Source organism: Nocardiopsis sp. LOL_012, from assembly GCF_048060475.1.
Lineage (GTDB): Bacteria > Actinomycetota > Actinomycetes > Streptosporangiales > Streptosporangiaceae > Nocardiopsis.
Genome location: NZ_JBHMIV010000001.1, coordinates 73,217 through 88,284, shown reverse-complemented (window position 1 = coordinate 88,284; position 15,068 = coordinate 73,217). Strand labels below are relative to the sequence as shown.

The window sequence follows — 15,068 nt, the reverse complement described above, 5'->3', positions numbered from 1 at the left end:
GGTTCACCCACCCGGATGGGTCTGCACGTACAGTTCGACCCCCGCCCCCGGACCCACCAGGTCCAGAAGCCGGACGGTCCGCCCCTCGAAGGTGAGCCGGTGGTCGACGTCGGCGGTCCCCACGACCATCCGCACCGACCCCAGCGGCCGACCGTGGTGGTCGACCCGGTAGCCCGAACCGTCGCGGGCGAACGTGCTCGTCGCACCGTCGACCGTCTCCGGCCCCGAGGGGAGGTTGGCTCCGTGCGCGTCGGCCCGCAACTCCTCCATCGCCAGCCCCGCCGAGGGGGAGACGGAGTAGACCTCCGTGACCGGGCGGCGGTGCACCGAGTGCGTGTGGGCGAGCCCGACCAGGTCGCCGACCCGGACCGGAACACTGAGGACCGGCCGGTCCTCACCGACCACCCGGACACAGAACCAGGCGCTCGCCGTATCCGCGGAACCGGTGAGGAGCAGCGCGCACCCCAGCAGCACCACCGCAAACACAGGACCGCCCGGCGTCCACCGGGCGGCCCTGCGCGACAAGGTCATCGTCAGAGGATCCCCTGCTCCTCGTAGTAGCGCTGAGCGCCCGGGTGCAGCTCGACGTCGCCCAGACCGTCGATCGCCGTCTCCAGCAGGACCTGGCTGCCGACGTCGTGGCCGATGTCACCGGCGTTCTCGTACATCACGCGGACCAGCTCGTAGGCCGTGTCCTCGTCCAGCGCCGACGTGGTGTACAGCGTCGCCCACTGGGTGAGCGTGTTCACCGGCTCGTCCTGGCCGTTGTAGGTGCCGCCCGGGATCTCCAGGATGCTGTAGCTCGGGTCGTCGGCCATCAGACCGGACTCGATCTCCTCGGTGTCCAGCGGCAGGAGCCGGACGTCGTTGCTGGCCGAGACCTCGACGATGCCCGCGGCGGGAACCGACAGGATGCCGAACGCGGCGTCGACCTGGCCGTCGCCGAGCGCGGTGGCCGCGTCGCCGAAGGTGCTGTCGAAGGCGTTGATGTCCTCGTCCGGGTCCAGGCCGTAGGACTCCAGGATCGCCCGGGCCGCCACCTCGGTACCGCTGCCGGGCGGGCCGATCTCGACGTTCATGCCCTCCAGGTCGGCGATCGACTCGATGTCGGAGTCGGCGCTGACGACGACCTGCATGACCTCCGGGTAGATGTTGCCCAGGGCCCGGATGTCACCGGGGTTGGCGAGCGGCTCGTCGGCGAAGGGGCCCTCACCGGCCAGGGCCTGGTTGGCCACGCCGTTGATCGCCATCACCAGTTCGCTCTGGTCGATCGACTCGCCCTCGTTCTCGACCGCGCCCTCCAGTACGCGCATGTTCTGCACGGAGGCGCCGGTGGCGAAGGTGTCGACCTGAATACCCTCGATGTTGTCGCCCCATATCTGGGCGATCTCACCACCGAGCGGGTAGTAGGTACCCCCGGTGGAGCCCGTCGCGAGCTGGAGGAAGGTGGTCTCCTCCTCCCCTCCGCCGCTACCGGGGCCCTCGGTGTCCTCGGGTGCCGCGCAAGCGGACAGACCGACCACACCGGCCAAGGCGATCGCCGCCGAGGCACGCATGGTCCTGCGTCCCACGCTCATCCTGGCTTCCTCTCTAGAAGTCTGCGGTGGCGGGACCGCCTCCCACGGCTTGTGGCCGCGTTGAGACCCGGTCCCGTCGTCACCATGTGACGTCCGCGAAAGCATAGAACGCCCTTCCGTTCACCCCGAAGTCACAGCAGTCACGAATGGAGAACAATGGGCGGAAGCCGGACGGGGCCGGAATCACAGGGGCGCGCCACCGCCTCAAGCCTCCCCGAAAGCACCGGATGACCACTAAGGTCGGTATGTCAACTCTTCACCCACGACCCTTACCTGAGAGGGACATGTCTGACCTGTCGATCCCTCACGGCACCTGGCCCTCGCCCATCAGCGCCGACGACGTCGCCCGCGGGGTACGCCGGATGGCCTTCCCCTCCGTCGTCGGCGACGAGATCTGGTGGGAGGAGGAGCGCCCCGAGGAGAGCGGACGCGCCACCGTCATGCGCCGCGCCCCCGACGGCACCGTGACCGAACTGCTCCGCGCCCCCTGGGGGGTCGGCACCCGGGTCCACGAATACGGAGGCCGGTCCTACCTCCCCGTCCCCAGACGCGACGACAAGGCGCTCACCCACATGGGCATCGCCTTCGCCAACGCCGAGGACCAGCGGCTCTACCTGCTGGATCACGACGCGACCGTCCCCGTCCCCCTCACCCCCCAGCCCGAGGCCCCCGGAGCCCTGCGCTACGCCGACCCCGCCCTGAGCGCCGACGGCAAACACCTGTTCTGCGTCCGCGAGGAGCACACCGGCGGCAAGGTCCACCGGTCGATCGTCACCGTGCCGCTCTCCGGCCGCGCCTCCCACGACCCCTCCGCCGTGCGCGTCCTCGTCTCCGGCGCCGACTTCTACGCCTCCCCCGTCCCCTCCCCCGACGGCAACCGCCTCGCCTACGTGCGCTGGAACCACCCCCTCATGCCCTGGGACGGCACCGAACTCCGGCTCGCCACCCTCGGCGAGGAGGGCGTCACCCGCGAGTTCCGACTCAAGGGAAGCTCCGACGAGTCCGTCCTCTCCCCCACCTGGGCCGGCGCGGACACCCTCTACCTGGCCTCCGACTGGCCCGGCCACTGGAACCTCTACCAGGCGGGCGTCCACGGCCAGGCCATCGCCCTCTACCCCGCCGAAGAGGAGTTCCACGCCCCGCCCGGCCGCCTGGGACACCGCTCCTTCACCGTCCTGGACTCCGGCCACGTGGTCGCACTGCACGGCACCGGCGACCTCACCCCGAGCGTCTACGACCCCGACACCCTGGAACTGACCCCCGTCGCCACCGACCTCACCTCCTGGTCCCAGATCGACGGCGACGGACGGACCGTCGTGGCACTCGCCGCCTCCGCCACCCGGCCCCAGTGCCTGGTCCGCCTCACCCCCGGCTCCGGGCGGGTCGAGGTCCTGCGCGAATCACTGGAGACCGTGCCCGAGGCCGCCTACCTGCCCGTCCCCGAACACGTCACCCTCCCCGGCCGCTACGGCTCCCGCGTGCACGCCAACGTGTACCGGCCCACCCACCCCGAGGCCGACACCGAGGGCCCCGCCCCCTACGTCGTGTGGGCCCACGGCGGCCCGGTCTCCCACGCCACCCACGAACTCGACCTCGCCAAGGCCTACTTCACCAGCCGCGGCATCGGCGTCGTCGACGTCAACTACGGCGGCTCCACCGGCTACGGGCGCTCCTACCGCGCCCGGGTCCGCAAGGAGTGGGGCGTGGTGGACGTGGAGGACACCGCGGCCGCCGCCCGCGCCCTGGTCGAACAGGGCATCGCCGACCCACGGCGACTGGCCGTCCGCGGCCCCAGCGCCGGCGGTTTCACCGCCCTGCTCTCACTCACCGGCGACACGTTCGCCTGCGGGGTGTCCTACTTCGGCGTCGCCGACCTGCTCTCCCTGGCCGAGACCACCCACGACTTCGAGTCGCGCTTCCTGGACTCGCTCGTGGGCACCCTGCCCGGGTTCTCCGAACGCTACAAGGAGCGCTCCCCGATCAACCGGACCGAGGAGATCGACGTCCCCGTCCTCCTGCTCCAGGGCACCGACGATCCCGTGGTCACCCCCGACCAGGCCCACGCCATGGCCACCGCCCTGGGCGAGCGCGCCGTCCCGCACGCGCTGCTGGAGTTCGAGGGCGAAGGGCACGGCTTCCGCTCCGCGGAGTCGCGCGTGCGGGCGCTGGAGGCGGAACTGGCCCTCTACGCCCACGTGTTCGGCTTCGAGACGGACGTGGAACCGCTCACCCTGTCCACCGAGCCTCCCCCGCCGCGCCCCGGACCCGAGACGCCCGCCGCGCCGGAGAACACCGGCGAAGACAGCGAAGCGAACCCGCCCGGAGAAACGGAGACCGAGGAGAGCGGCACCGCCGAAGGGCCGGTCCCCCGGCCCTGAGCGGACGGTCCTCCGACCGGCCCGGCGGAGACGGTCACGGGTCGGGGGCGTCGAGATCCACCTCGGCGCCTTCGGCCTCCAGCCCCTCCCGCACCACCCGGTAGGACAGACCGGCCGGGTACCCCTTGCGGGCCAGCACGCCCAGCGCCCGCCGGATCCGCGTCTCCTGCGCCTTGGCCCGGCTCCCGGCCAGGCTCTTGCGGGCCAGCGCGCGGGCGGCGTCCACCTCGTCCTCGTCCGACAGGTGCGACACCGCCTCCCGGACCGTGTCCTCCTGCACCCCGCGCGTGCGCAACTCCCGCGCCAGAGCCCGCCGGGACAGCCCCCGCGCGTGGTGGCGCGAGTCCACCCAGGCCCGGGAGAACGCCTCATCGTCGATCAGCCCGGCCCCGGTGAACGCGCCCAGGACCGACCCCACGACCTCCTCCTCGAACCCCCGCCGCAGCAGCGCCCGCTCCAACTGCGACCGGGTGCGCGGCGTGTGCGCGAGCATCCGCAGGCACAGCGCCCGCGCCTTGGCCTCGGGGTCCTCCCCGGGCGGGTGTGCCCCGCCCGGGGAGACATCGTCGCCGGCCGCCTCCGCGGACCGGCGCCGCTCACGCATCCGTCACGGGCGCCTTGGCGGACTTGGCGGCCGAAGCGCGCTTGGCGGTGGTCTTGGCGGCGGGCTCCTTGGCCTTGGCCTCGGCCGCGGGCTTCTCCGACTCCGCACCGGAGACGGAGCCGTCCTTCCCGGTGGGAACGCCGAGCTTCTCCTTGATCTTCTTCTCGACCTCGTTGGCCACGTCGACGTTCTCCAGCATGAACCGGCGGGCGTTCTCCTTGCCCTGGCCGAGCTGGGTGCCCTCGTAGGTGTACCAGGCGCCGGACTTGCGCACGATCCCGTGCTCCACGCCCAGGTCGATCAGACTTCCCTCACGAGAAACGCCCATACCGTACAAAATATCGAATTCTGCTTGTTTGAAAGGGGGCGCTATCTTATTCTTTACGACCTTTACCCGGGTGCGGTTTCCGACCGCGTCGGTTCCGTCCTTGAGCGTTTCGATGCGCCGCACGTCCAGCCTAACAGAGGCGTAGAACTTCAGCGCCTTTCCACCGGTAGTGGTTTCGGGGCTGTTGTGCACCATGACGCCGTCAGCAAAGTAGTTATGACTCCCCTCCACCTCGATGTCGAACCTACTCATCCTTTGGTGATCCCTCTTAACCGAGACCTCCTTGATAACAGCAGGCGTGGGGTGCATAACAGGCTCACTGAATTCCGGGACAACCTCACACTGCCCCCTGAACCGAGGAAGCAGCTTGTAGTCCATGGACTCGTGCACGTAGGGGGCGATAATCTTCTGGAACTGCGCGCTGGCTGCCGTGGTGAACCGGATGAAGGGAATACGTCGGCTCCCCTTCAGTGCCAGCTTGCAGTCCAGGCCGTAGGTGTCACGCAGATAGTCGGTGATGCGCCCACGCGAGGCAGGGCTCATGGCCTCGACGCAAATCTCGATCCGCCCGCTGCCGCCCTCGGCCCTGGCCTGAGCACCCTTAGAGCGCAGGGTGAAGCAGCCGTCATCCATGTACCATACGGCAAGGGCCAAAGGAGTGAGCGTCTTGAGATACTCCCACCCAATGTGTTTCTTCCCGTCACCGATATAGACCGACTGGCGCAAATCTCCAAGTTCGGCTAGCGGGGCGAAGTCAGCAAAAACCGCTTCTTTGTCATTTCGACTGATCGAGTGCTGGATGTTCTCCAGCATGGAGACCTTCCATGCCAGATATCCCTCTTGCTTCTTTCCGTGCCCCATTCGAAAACGAGCGCTTTCGGTCGATCCATTGACTGGGGCAGAAAGACTACCGTCACCAAGGAGAGAGCCGAGAATCACCTGGCGCTGGCTGTCACTGAGAAGATAGGGCTGGGCGATCATCACTCGATCACCCACCATGAGATCTCCAGCTTCCCGCCACCCTCCGGGTGTACGGACCAAGTGGTTGTGTGTGAGGTCCATGGAGCTGCATTCCCGGCCGGTACCCTCTCCAGGACGCTCAACCCTAAAGTGCAGAAACTCTTCGGCCCGACCGTTGTTAAACCAGTTGGTTACCCGCCGGGGAACGATCTTCCCAATTTCGGGGTCGTACGAAAGAACCTCGACATCCATCTTCTGGTCGACGATCTTACCGATACGCTCACGGGACCCATCACCCAAAGTGACCCAGGTATCCCAGGATGCGCATCCGAACATCACGCCGACTTTTTCGCGCAACTGGTTGATGAAGACCGCGGTGGTGCCGGTCTGGTGCAGGGCACCGGCGATCTTGCGCAGCGCCTGGGACATCAGGCGGGCCTGGAGGCCGACGTGGCTGTCGCCCATCTCGCCCTCGATCTCGGCGCGGGGCACCAGGGCGGCCACGGAGTCGATGACGATGATGGAGATCGCGCCGGAGCGGATCAGCATGTCGACGATCTCCAGCGCCTGCTCACCGGTGTCCGGCTGCGACAGCAGGAGGTTGTCGGTGTCCACGCCGATCTTCTTGGCGTAGGCCGGGTCGAGGGCGTGCTCGGCGTCGACGAAGGCGGCGATGCCCCCGGCCTTCTGCGCGTTGGCCACCGCGTGCAGGGCGACGGTGGTGTTGTGCGAGAGGACCCCGTTGGCGAGGAAGCTGTGCGACTCGGGGAGCATGATGTCGAAGGTCGGCTGCTCTCCGCCGTCCTCGATCGCTGTGACCGCCTCGTAGGTGCGGGCCGCGGCGGCCAGCTCCTCCAGGTGGACGAGGATGGCCTCGGCGGAGGCGGGCAGGTGCCGCTGGCGGCTCCTGGCCCAGTCGATGACGGCGGCGAGCCGGTCGCGGCCGCACGACGGGTCCGCCTCGCCGCGGAAGAGGTCTCCGGCCACCCGGTCGAAGTCGCGGTCCCCGCCGACGGCGTCGCGCAGGTCGGCGATCAGCCCGGACAGGTGCGGGATGTTCTCGGACCGGGCGCTGCGGCCGGAGAGGCGGAAGTTCTTCCGCACCTGGGCGGCGCGGCGCCGGGAGCGGAATCCCACCTCGTCGAGGAAGCGGTGGGCCAGCGAGGGGTTGACCGCGACGGTCCAGTCGTGGCGCTCGTAGGCGGTGTTGAACGTGCGGTGGAGCGAGGCGGGGATGCCCAGGCCGTAGAGGAGGGCCTGGACGTCGCGGGCCAGTTGTTCGGAGGCGCTGCCCAGGCCGATGGTGGAGCTGTCGTCGATCCAGCCGTCGCACTCGTAGAGGGCGGAGAGGAAGGCGCGCTGGATCTTGTCGCCGCCGGTGCGCACCGCGTGGGGGATCCGCTTGCCCGCGGAGCCGATGTGGTCGAGGCCGTAGCGCTCGGCGATCTCCCGGCGCAGGCGGACGCCCGGCAGGACGTACTCGCGGCAGTTGCTTCCCTGGTACACCTTGGCCTCGGTGTCGAAGAGCCAGCGGGCGATGGAGGTGAACTCCTGACCGACCTCGTCGTCGCCGTTGGTGAAGCGGATGGAGGTGGTGGAGCCGAGCGTGCCCTCCGCGACGAGGTAGCCGAGGAAGACCGCCTCGTCCTCGCTCAGGCCGCCGCCTTCGGCGGCCTCGTTGGCGCCGAAGCGGGCGGAGACGAGCGTGTCGCCCTCCTGGAGCCGTCCGGCCTTGCGCCAGACGACGAAGCCGCGCTCGTTGAGGACCCGCAGGGGGTGGTTGCGGGTGACGGTGACGCGTCGGCCGGACTCGGTGGTGATCCTCAGGACGGGCTTGCGGTTGTTGTGGGTGAGGGCGGCGACAGTCTCCAGTTCGCCGCGCTCGTTGACCACGCGGATGCCCTGGTCGCGCACGTCCGTGACACGGCTGGTGCAGGTGGCGCGCTGTCCGGCGCGCTCGAAGAGTTCGGCGATGGTCTCCATGCCCCGGTCCGTCCACACGTAGGTGTCGGCCGTCAGGCACTTACCACTCGATTCGGGACCGTAGATCTCGACGATCCGACCCTTGGGGATACCCCCGATGCCGAGGGCGACGTCGAGGGCGATCGCGCCGGTGGGGATCGCCTCGATCGGCGGGCGGTCGTCGTCGCCCAGGCGCATGACGGAGCCCTTGCCGAACTGGCGCTCGATCTGTGCTAGGGCTGTTTCGAGAGCCTTGTCTCGGTCTCCAGATGCCACGGGGTACCCCTGCTGTTGGGTGGATGCCTTCTTCTTCATGATGGGCACGACGCTACGCGGGTGCTAGGACAAACGCGATGCACGGCGCAGTGCCTGTGGACAACCCACACTACCCGAAACTGTGTTCGATTTTGAGCCGAATCCTCGAACGGGTCGAAGACCCGATGGCCGGGGTCAGCGGACGGAGAGGGGGAGGTCGAAGGCCTCACACACGGCGCGCCACACCTGCTTGGCGGCCACACCGTCGGCGAGGGCCTGGTGCACGGTGCGCGAGCCGAGCCCCTCGATGACGTAGTCCCGAGCCAGGCTGTCGGCGTAGGCCGCGCCGAACTGCTCGTGCATGTTGTTCCAGAAAACCGTGAGTCTCATCGGCCCCAGTATCGGCGATCGGCGCGCCCGGGGCACCCTCTTCGGCTATGTCACCGGCGGTGGCGGCGCGGGGGTACGCGGTCACCGCCCGTGGGAGCGCTCACACGGTGGAGGAGAAGACCTCCTCGCGGGCGCGTTCGAGGGCGCTGAGGAGGGCGCCGCGGGCGACGGGGCTGCCCTCGACGGTGCCGAGGGCGACCTCGGCGGCATTGGGGGCGATGCGCGCGGTGGCCTTCTGGACGCGTTCGGCGAGCTTGGCGCCCCCGGCGCGGGCGACGTCGCCGCCGAGGACGACCAGTCCGGGGTCGAGGATGACGGTGACGGCGGCGACGCCCCGGGCGAGGCGTTCGGCGAAGGCGTCGAGGAAGGCGTCGCCCTCGGGGGTCGCGGCCCCGGCGGCCTCGGTGACGACCTCGGTGACGTCGGAGCCGCCGATGCCGTACCCGGCGGCGAGGTCGACGACCTGTTTGGCCTTGACGAGGGCCTGGAAGCCGTGGGGGAGGTCGCCTCCCCTGGGTTCGTAGGCGCCAGAGGCCCCGACCTCGGAGGGCATCGGTGCGCCGGGGACGGGCAGGTAGCCGATCTCGCCGGCGCCACCGGAGCGCCCGCGGTGGATGCGGCCGTCGATCATGGTGGACATGCCGACGCCGCCGGCGGCGCTCAGCCAGATGAGGACGAACTCGGAGGTGTCGGCGGCGGCGCCCTCTGCGTGTTCGGCGAGGGCGGCGAGGTTGACGTCGTTCTCGATGACGACGGAGCGTTCGAGGTCGGCGCGCAGGGCTTCGAGGACGCCTTCGTGCCAGGACATGAGGTCGAAGGAGAAGCGGATGTCGCCGGTGCGGGGGTCCACGACGCCCGGGGTGCCGATGACGCAGGCGCGTACCCTGTCGAGGGGGACTCCGGCGGTGTCGGCGAGGCGCATGACGGAGGTGTGGACGAGGGCGACGGGGTCGTCGGACTCGGTGGGGTCGACGGTCACCTCGCTGACCACGGTGCCGGTGATGTCGGCGATGGTGGCGGTGACGCGGCGGGCGCTGACGTCGAGCGCGGCGACGTAGGCGCTCTCGGGGACCAGGGCGTAGAGGGCGGCGTTGGGGCCGCGGCCGCCGGCGCGGGTGCCTACGACGCGGACGAGGTCGCGCTCCTCCAGGCGTGCCAGGAGCTGGGAGGCGGTGACCTTGGACAGGCCTGTCCTGGTGCCGATCTGTGTCCTGGTCAGGGGGCCTGACGACAGGAGTAGTTCCAGTGCCGCGCGGTCGTTGAGTTGGCGCAGCAGTCGGGGAGTCCCCGGGCGTTGAGACATAACCGTGACACCTCGTCCTGTTTTTATTAGGAAAGTTTCCTGTTAATTTAGCTCACAACCTCAGAGGAGGTCACGTCCCGGCAGGGTCCGACGTTCGGAAGGATCCCGGACCAGGACCGTCCCCGGCGGCACCCGCACCGTCGGGACCGGGCGTGGCCGACGTGCTATCCCAGCACATCCCCCGATCAGTCGTCGAGGCGGGCGGGGTCTTCCCGACCCGCTTCGAGCACAGGCGTCCTGCGCGGCGCGTCGTGCGAAGGGAGAACAGGTACACATGAAGTTCCCGAAGATCGCCGCGGCCTCGGCCGTGGTCCTGCTCGCCGCAGCGTGCGGTGGCGGCTCCGACTCCACCGGCGACGGCGGAAGCGCCTCGGCCGACAGCCTCACCGTCTGGGTCATGGGCAACTCCCGTGACGACCTCGTCGAGTACTTCGACGGGATCGAGGCCCGCTTCCAGGAGGGCCACCCCGACACCGCGGTCGAGGTCGAGTTCATCCCGTGGCCCGACGCACAGGAGTCCATCACCAACGCCGTCGCCGGCGGTGACGCGCCCGACGTCATCGAGATCGGCAACGACCAGGTCTTCAACTGGGCCTCCCAGGGTGCTCTGCTGGACATCACCTCCCAGGTCGAGGGGTGGGACGCGGCCTCGGAGCTGGACCAGAACGCCCTGGAGTACGGCTCCTACGACGGTTCCCAGTACGGCGTGCCGTGGTACTCCGGCGTGCGCACCCTGTACTACCGCGCGGACTGGCTGGAGGCGCTCGACAAGGAGCCGCCGACGACCTGGGACGAGGTGCTCGACGTCGCCGAGGCCATCGAGGGCGAGTACGACGTCCCCGGCTTCGCCGCTCCGACCGACTTCACCAACGGTATCGCCAGCTTCATCTGGAGCAACGGCGGCGAGATCGCCACGCAGGACGCCGACGGCTCGTGGGTGGGCCAGCTCACCTCCCCGGAGACCATGGAGGCCATCGAGTTCTACGCGGGCCTGTCCCTGGACGGCGTCTCGCCGCAGAGCTACGTCGGTGAGAACGAGCTCATCCCGCTGGCCGACATGGCCAACAGCGAGCTGGGCATGTACATCGACGGCGGCTGGGCGCTCGGCGCCATGGCCGACCAGGCCGAGGACCCGGCGGTCCTGGACAACATCGTCGCCGCGCCGATCCCCGGTGCCGACGGCATCGCCCCGGCCTTCGCCGGCGGCTCCGCCCTGTCGGTGTTCTCCACAACCGAGCACCCCGAGCTGGCCTTCGAGCTGCTGACCGTCCTGGGCGACCAGGAGGGCGGCAAGGGCTTCGCCGACGTGGCCGGCTTCTTCCCCGCCTACCCCGCGCTGCTGGACAGCGAGGAGTACCAGGAGGACCCGAACACCGCCGCCGCGGCCACGCAGATGCAGAACACCCGCTTCTTCCCGACCACCCCGCGCTGGACCGCGGCCGACCAGGACAGCAAGATCCTGCCGGGCGCCGTCCTGGACATCGCCCGGGGCGAGGACCCCGAGACGGTCCTGGAAGAGGCCAACGAGGAGCTCTCCACGATCCTCAACGAGCCGGTCGAATAGCCGGAACCGACTCACCGTGTAGTGCTGTTGCCGGGCGGGGTCCGCGTGGGGCCCCGCCCGCCGTATCCGGCCCGCGCCTCGATTGAGAAGACCATGGCACAAACCGTCGAACCAGCGACCACAGACGGGGCCGAGCGACCCGCCGAGCCCCCCGCGGCCCGAGCCGCGAAGCGCCGCCGCAGAATCCCCACCCCCTACCTGCTCATCGCCCCGGCACTGCTGATCCTCGCGGTCGTGCTGCTGTGGCCGATCGCGCAGATGGTGTGGTACTCGCTCACCGATTTCACCACCCGCAACCTCCTGCCCAACCAGCCCGGACCGAGCTGGAACGGCTTCGCCCACTACCGCGAACTGCTGACCGACGGCGAGTTCTGGACGATCCTGCGCAACACCGTCGTGGTGTGCGTCCTGATGGTCGGCATCACCATGGTGCTGGGCACCCTCGTCGGACTGCTGCTGCACAAGATGCCGAAGTGGTTCGCGGGCTTCGTCTCCATCGGCATGATGCTCGCCTGGGCCACACCCGCGCTGAGCGCCTCGCTGGTCTTCCGCTGGCTCTTCCTGCCGGAGCGGGGACTGGTCAACGTCGCCCTCGACAAGCTGCCGGACTGGCTGGTGGGCGACGGGTGGCTGGAGTACAACTGGTTCCTCGAACCGCTCTCGCTGTTCTCCGTCCTCATCATGGTGATCGTCTGGCAGTCCTTCCCCTTCATCGCCGTCTCCGTCCTGGCCGGGCTCAAGAGCATCCCGAGCGAGCTGTACGAGGCGGCGAAGATGGACGGCGCCAGCGCGTGGAAGGCCTTCTGGAACATCACGTTCCCGATACTGCGTCCGCTGTTCGCCCTGCTCCTGGTCCTCCAGATCATCTGGGACCTGCGGGTGTTCACGCAGCTCTACACCCTGGCCAACAGCTTCGCGAACAGGGACGTCTACCTGCTCTCGTACTACATCTACCAGCAGGGCTTCAGCGCCACCCCGGCCAACTACGGCATGGGGTCGGCGATCGCGGTGGTCATGACCGTGATGATCCTGGCCGTCACCGCCTACTACCTGCGCATCATGATCCGCCAGGGGGAGACCCGATGACCGCCGACGCCACCACGACCACAGCCGTAGCGCCCGGAGCCGCCGGGCAGGACGCCCACACCGGAAAGGGCTACCGGCGCAGCCCGATCAAGCGCCTGCGTCAGGCACCCCTGTACCTGGCGGGCCTGGCGGTGTTCCTGTTCTCCGTCTTCCCCGTGTACTGGATGGTCGTCACGGCCTTCAAGCCCACGGGCGAGATCTTCACGAGCGACCAGCGGGTCTTCCCGCAGGAGCCGACCCTGGAGCACTTCGACCAGGTGCTCAACGGGCAACTGATCCCCGGGGTGAACTTCTGGCAGTTCCTGGGCAACAGCCTGATCGTCACGGTCGGCGCCGTGGCCATGGGCGCCGTCCTGTCGCTGCTGGCCGCCGTCGCGGTGGCGCGGTTCCGCTTCCGGATGCGCAGTGCCTTCATCTTCGTGCTACTGGTGATCCAGATGGTGCCGATGGAGGCGATGATCATCTCGCTCTTCATCAACTTCCGCCAACTGTCCGACATCACCGGGGCGGAGCTGCTGGGCAACCTGTCCGGGCTGCTCATCGTCTACACGGCCGTGTCGCTGCCGATCACCGTGCTGATGCTGCGCGGTTTCGTCGAGGCGGTCCCCAAGGAGTTGGAGGAGGCCGCGGCGATCGACGGGGCCGGACCGTGGACGGTCTTCTGGCGCATCCTCATGCCGCTGGTCGCGCCGGGCCTGGTCGCGGCGAGCATCTTCGCCTTCATCACGGCCTGGAACGAGTTCGTCGTCGCACTGACGTTCCTGGGCCGCAGCACGGACGACTTCACGCTGCCGCTGACGCTGTCCTACTACTTCGGCCGCTACGGCACCGAGTGGGGCGCCATCATGGCGGCGTCCACGCTGCTCACGGTGCCCGTGATGGTCTTCTTCCTCTTCGTCCAGAGGCGGATGGTCTCCGGCCTGACCATGGGCGCCGTCAAGGGCTGAGGCCCGCCCCCGCCCAACAGGCCGCCCCCGCCCGGGTGGTCCCCCGGGCCGCGTCCGCGGGACCACCCCCCTCCACCAGCCACACGTCTGCCTCGTGCGCCCCCGCGCGCCCGGGCACCCGCGCTCACCGAACGGAAAAGATCACCATGCGCAACGACCGGACCCTGGAGCGGTTGGCCAACGCCACCCTCCTGGTGCCCTTCGAATCCCACCACGCCCCGCGCTGGGTCCTTGAGGGTCTGGCGGACGGTGTCGCCGGTGTCTGCCTGTTCCACAACAACCTGGAGGGCCCCGAGCAGGTGGCCGCGCTCAACGCGCGCCTGTCCGAGGCCGCCGACACCCCCCTGATCTCACTGGACGAGGAGGGGGGCGACGTCACCCGCATCGGCCAGGCCCGGGGCAGCGACTACCCCGGCAACGCCTCCCTCGGCGCGGTCGACGACCCGGAACTGACCCGGGCCACCCTGCGCTCGCTGGGCGGGGTGCTGGCCGATCTGGGCTTCAACCTGGACCTGGCGCCGTCGGTGGACGTCAACGTCGCCGACGACAACCCGGTCATCGGGACCCGCTCCTTCGGTTCGGACGCCGCGCTGGTGGCACGCCACGCGGCGGCGTCGGTGGCCGGGCTCCAGGAGGCGGGTGTGGCGGCGTGCGCCAAGCACTTCCCCGGGCACGGCGCCACCTCGCAGGACTCACACCACGTGCTGCCGCGCGTGGACGCCGCCGCCGACCTGCTGCACCGGCGCGAGCTGCTGCCGTTCCGGGCCGCGGTGGAGGCCGGGGTCCGATCGGTGCTGACCGCGCACATCGAGGTCCCCGCGCTGGGCGCCGAGGGTCCGGCGACCCTGTCGGCGAACGTGGTCACCCGTCTGCTGCGCGAGGAGCTGGGGTTCACCGGCACGGTGGTCAGCGACGCCATCGAGATGCGCGGGGTCAGCGCACGCATCGGGATCCCCGAGGCGGGTGTACGGGCGGTTGCGGCCGGCTGCGACCTGCTGTGCCTGGGCCGCCTAGTCTACGGCGAGGAGGTGGCGGCCGTGCGCGACGCGCTCGTGGCGGCCGTACGCGAGGGGCGCCTGCCCGGCGAGCGGCTGGAGGAGGCGGCCGAGCGGACGCTGGAGCTGCGTTCCTGGATCCGCGCCGCGGCGCCCCTGAGGGCCGCGGCGGCGGGGTCGGCTGCCGAGGGGATCGGGCTCACGGGTGCCCGGCGGGCCGTACGGGTGGAGGGCGGCCTGCCGCCCCTGTCCGACCCGTACGTGGTGGAGGTGGACGCCCCTCCCGGTATGGCCGTGGGCGACGTCCCGTGGGGGCTGGGACCGTGGTTCCCCGACACCGAGCGGGTGGCCCCCGTGCCCGACCTGGCCGGGGAGATCCTGGACCGGGCGGGCGGGCGCGACCTGGTCGTGGTGGTCCGGGACGCCCACCGCTATCCGCAGACGCGGGAGCTCGTCACACGGCTGCTCGACGCCCGGCCCGGCGCCGTGGTCGTGGAGATGGGACTGCCGGTGTGGCGGCCCGGCACGGGCACGCACGTGCGCACGTACGGGGCGGCGCACGTCAACGGGCTGGTCGCGGCCGAGCTTCTGGGTGCCAGGGACGCGGTGGGCACGGTCCGCTGACGCTCTGTCTCGGTGTATGTCCCATCGACCCGGTCGGAGAAGTACTCTTGACGGTAGCAAGCCGGGCGGCGGCCTCTCCGCCGCCGCCCGGTGCC

At 69.8% G+C, this 15,068-nt stretch carries 11 protein-coding genes and 3 pseudogenes; 5 read left to right on the top strand and 9 right to left on the bottom strand.

Going from position 1 to position 15,068, the window contains the following annotated elements; genetic code table 11:
• Positions 1-3 precede the first annotated feature (3 nt).
• Together ACFHWE_RS00385 and ACFHWE_RS00380 are read right to left on the bottom strand one after the other, a co-directional pair.
• Positions 4-531, bottom strand: a complete 528-nt coding sequence (locus ACFHWE_RS00385; protein ID WP_416598501.1) for a DUF1850 domain-containing protein — start codon at positions 529-531, stop codon at positions 4-6.
• Positions 532-533: 2 nt separating this feature from the next.
• A complete protein-coding gene (locus ACFHWE_RS00380; RefSeq protein ID WP_416598500.1) occupies positions 534-1,577 on the bottom strand; it encodes a TAXI family TRAP transporter solute-binding subunit in 1,044 nt (347 codons plus the stop codon).
• 284 nt (positions 1,578-1,861) lie between these two features.
• On the opposite strand from ACFHWE_RS00380, the gene ACFHWE_RS00375 reads away from it, so the two are divergent.
• On the top strand, positions 1,862-3,955 hold the full coding sequence (locus ACFHWE_RS00375; RefSeq protein ID WP_416598499.1) for a S9 family peptidase: 2,094 nt from the start codon (positions 1,862-1,864) through the stop codon (positions 3,953-3,955).
• A 34-nt stretch (positions 3,956-3,989) separates the two neighbouring features.
• Here ACFHWE_RS00375 and ACFHWE_RS00370 read toward each other — a convergent pair whose 3' ends face one another.
• From ACFHWE_RS00370 to ACFHWE_RS00340, 7 genes and pseudogenes are all read right to left on the bottom strand, one after another.
• Positions 3,990-4,559 (bottom strand): regulatory protein RecX, encoded by a 570-nt coding sequence (locus ACFHWE_RS00370; protein WP_416598498.1) that lies wholly within the window; start codon positions 4,557-4,559, stop codon positions 3,990-3,992.
• A complete protein-coding gene (locus tag ACFHWE_RS00365) occupies positions 4,552-5,139 on the bottom strand; it encodes a hypothetical protein (protein WP_416598683.1) in 588 nt (195 codons plus the stop codon). The genes ACFHWE_RS00370 and ACFHWE_RS00365 overlap by 8 nt, the downstream gene beginning before the upstream one ends.
• Positions 5,140-5,310: 171 nt before the next feature.
• Positions 5,311-6,162: pseudogene (locus ACFHWE_RS00360) on the bottom strand (hypothetical protein); the annotation flags it as partial.
• Positions 6,163-6,174: 12 nt separating this feature from the next.
• A pseudogene (locus ACFHWE_RS00355) lies at positions 6,175-7,866 on the bottom strand (LAGLIDADG family homing endonuclease); the annotation flags it as partial.
• Positions 7,858-8,124, bottom strand: a pseudogene (locus tag ACFHWE_RS00350) (DNA recombination/repair protein RecA); the annotation flags it as partial. The pseudogenes ACFHWE_RS00355 and ACFHWE_RS00350, both read right to left, overlap by 9 nt.
• 135 nt (positions 8,125-8,259) lie before the next feature.
• Positions 8,260-8,454: a DUF3046 domain-containing protein gene (locus ACFHWE_RS00345; RefSeq protein WP_416598497.1), complete on the bottom strand. Its 195-nt coding sequence runs from the start codon at positions 8,452-8,454 to the stop codon at positions 8,260-8,262.
• A gap of 100 nt (positions 8,455-8,554) precedes the next feature.
• Complete coding sequence (locus ACFHWE_RS00340) at positions 8,555-9,757, bottom strand: ROK family transcriptional regulator (RefSeq protein WP_416598496.1); 1,203 nt, start codon at positions 9,755-9,757, stop codon at positions 8,555-8,557.
• A 274-nt stretch (positions 9,758-10,031) separates the two neighbouring features.
• Here ACFHWE_RS00340 and ACFHWE_RS00335 point away from each other — a divergent pair, with 274 nt between their 5' ends.
• The 4 genes from ACFHWE_RS00335 to ACFHWE_RS00320 all read left to right on the top strand — a co-directional run bounded on the left by ACFHWE_RS00335 (position 10,032) and on the right by ACFHWE_RS00320 (position 14,973).
• Positions 10,032-11,321, top strand: a complete 1,290-nt coding sequence (locus ACFHWE_RS00335; protein ID WP_416598495.1) for an extracellular solute-binding protein — start codon at positions 10,032-10,034, stop codon at positions 11,319-11,321.
• Between the two features lie 93 nt (positions 11,322-11,414).
• Positions 11,415-12,407, top strand: a complete 993-nt coding sequence (locus ACFHWE_RS00330; RefSeq protein WP_416598494.1) for a carbohydrate ABC transporter permease — start codon at positions 11,415-11,417, stop codon at positions 12,405-12,407.
• Positions 12,404-13,354, top strand: coding sequence for a carbohydrate ABC transporter permease (locus tag ACFHWE_RS00325; protein ID WP_416598493.1), 951 nt, complete (start codon positions 12,404-12,406; stop codon positions 13,352-13,354). Before ACFHWE_RS00330 ends, ACFHWE_RS00325 begins: the two co-directional genes overlap by 4 nt.
• A gap of 146 nt (positions 13,355-13,500) precedes the next feature.
• A complete protein-coding gene (locus ACFHWE_RS00320; protein WP_416598492.1) occupies positions 13,501-14,973 on the top strand; it encodes a glycoside hydrolase family 3 protein in 1,473 nt (490 codons plus the stop codon).
• Positions 14,974-15,068: the final 95 nt, after the last annotated feature.

What these genes read in the sequence shown, in the direction of transcription:
- ACFHWE_RS00385 (WP_416598501.1), bottom strand. Translation starts at nt 531, where the DNA reads ATGACCTTGTCGCGCAGGGCCGCCCGGTGGACGCCGGGCGGTCCTGTG.
- ACFHWE_RS00340 (WP_416598496.1), bottom strand. Translation starts at nt 9,757, where the DNA reads ATGTCTCAACGCCCGGGGACTCCCCGACTGCTGCGCCAACTCAACGAC.
- ACFHWE_RS00320 (WP_416598492.1), top strand. Translation starts at nt 13,501, where the DNA reads ATGCGCAACGACCGGACCCTGGAGCGGTTGGCCAACGCCACCCTCCTG.
- ACFHWE_RS00380 (WP_416598500.1), bottom strand. Translation starts at nt 1,577, where the DNA reads ATGAGCGTGGGACGCAGGACCATGCGTGCCTCGGCGGCGATCGCCTTG.
- ACFHWE_RS00375 (WP_416598499.1), top strand. Translation starts at nt 1,862, where the DNA reads ATGTCTGACCTGTCGATCCCTCACGGCACCTGGCCCTCGCCCATCAGC.
- ACFHWE_RS00325 (WP_416598493.1), top strand. Translation starts at nt 12,404, where the DNA reads ATGACCGCCGACGCCACCACGACCACAGCCGTAGCGCCCGGAGCCGCC.
- ACFHWE_RS00365 (WP_416598683.1), bottom strand. Translation starts at nt 5,139, where the DNA reads ATGAGTAGGTTCGACATCGAGGTGGAGGGGAGTCATAACTACTTTGCT.
- ACFHWE_RS00370 (WP_416598498.1), bottom strand. Translation starts at nt 4,559, where the DNA reads ATGCGTGAGCGGCGCCGGTCCGCGGAGGCGGCCGGCGACGATGTCTCC.
- ACFHWE_RS00335 (WP_416598495.1), top strand. Translation starts at nt 10,032, where the DNA reads ATGAAGTTCCCGAAGATCGCCGCGGCCTCGGCCGTGGTCCTGCTCGCC.
- ACFHWE_RS00330 (WP_416598494.1), top strand. Translation starts at nt 11,415, where the DNA reads ATGGCACAAACCGTCGAACCAGCGACCACAGACGGGGCCGAGCGACCC.
- ACFHWE_RS00345 (WP_416598497.1), bottom strand. Translation starts at nt 8,454, where the DNA reads ATGAGACTCACGGTTTTCTGGAACAACATGCACGAGCAGTTCGGCGCG.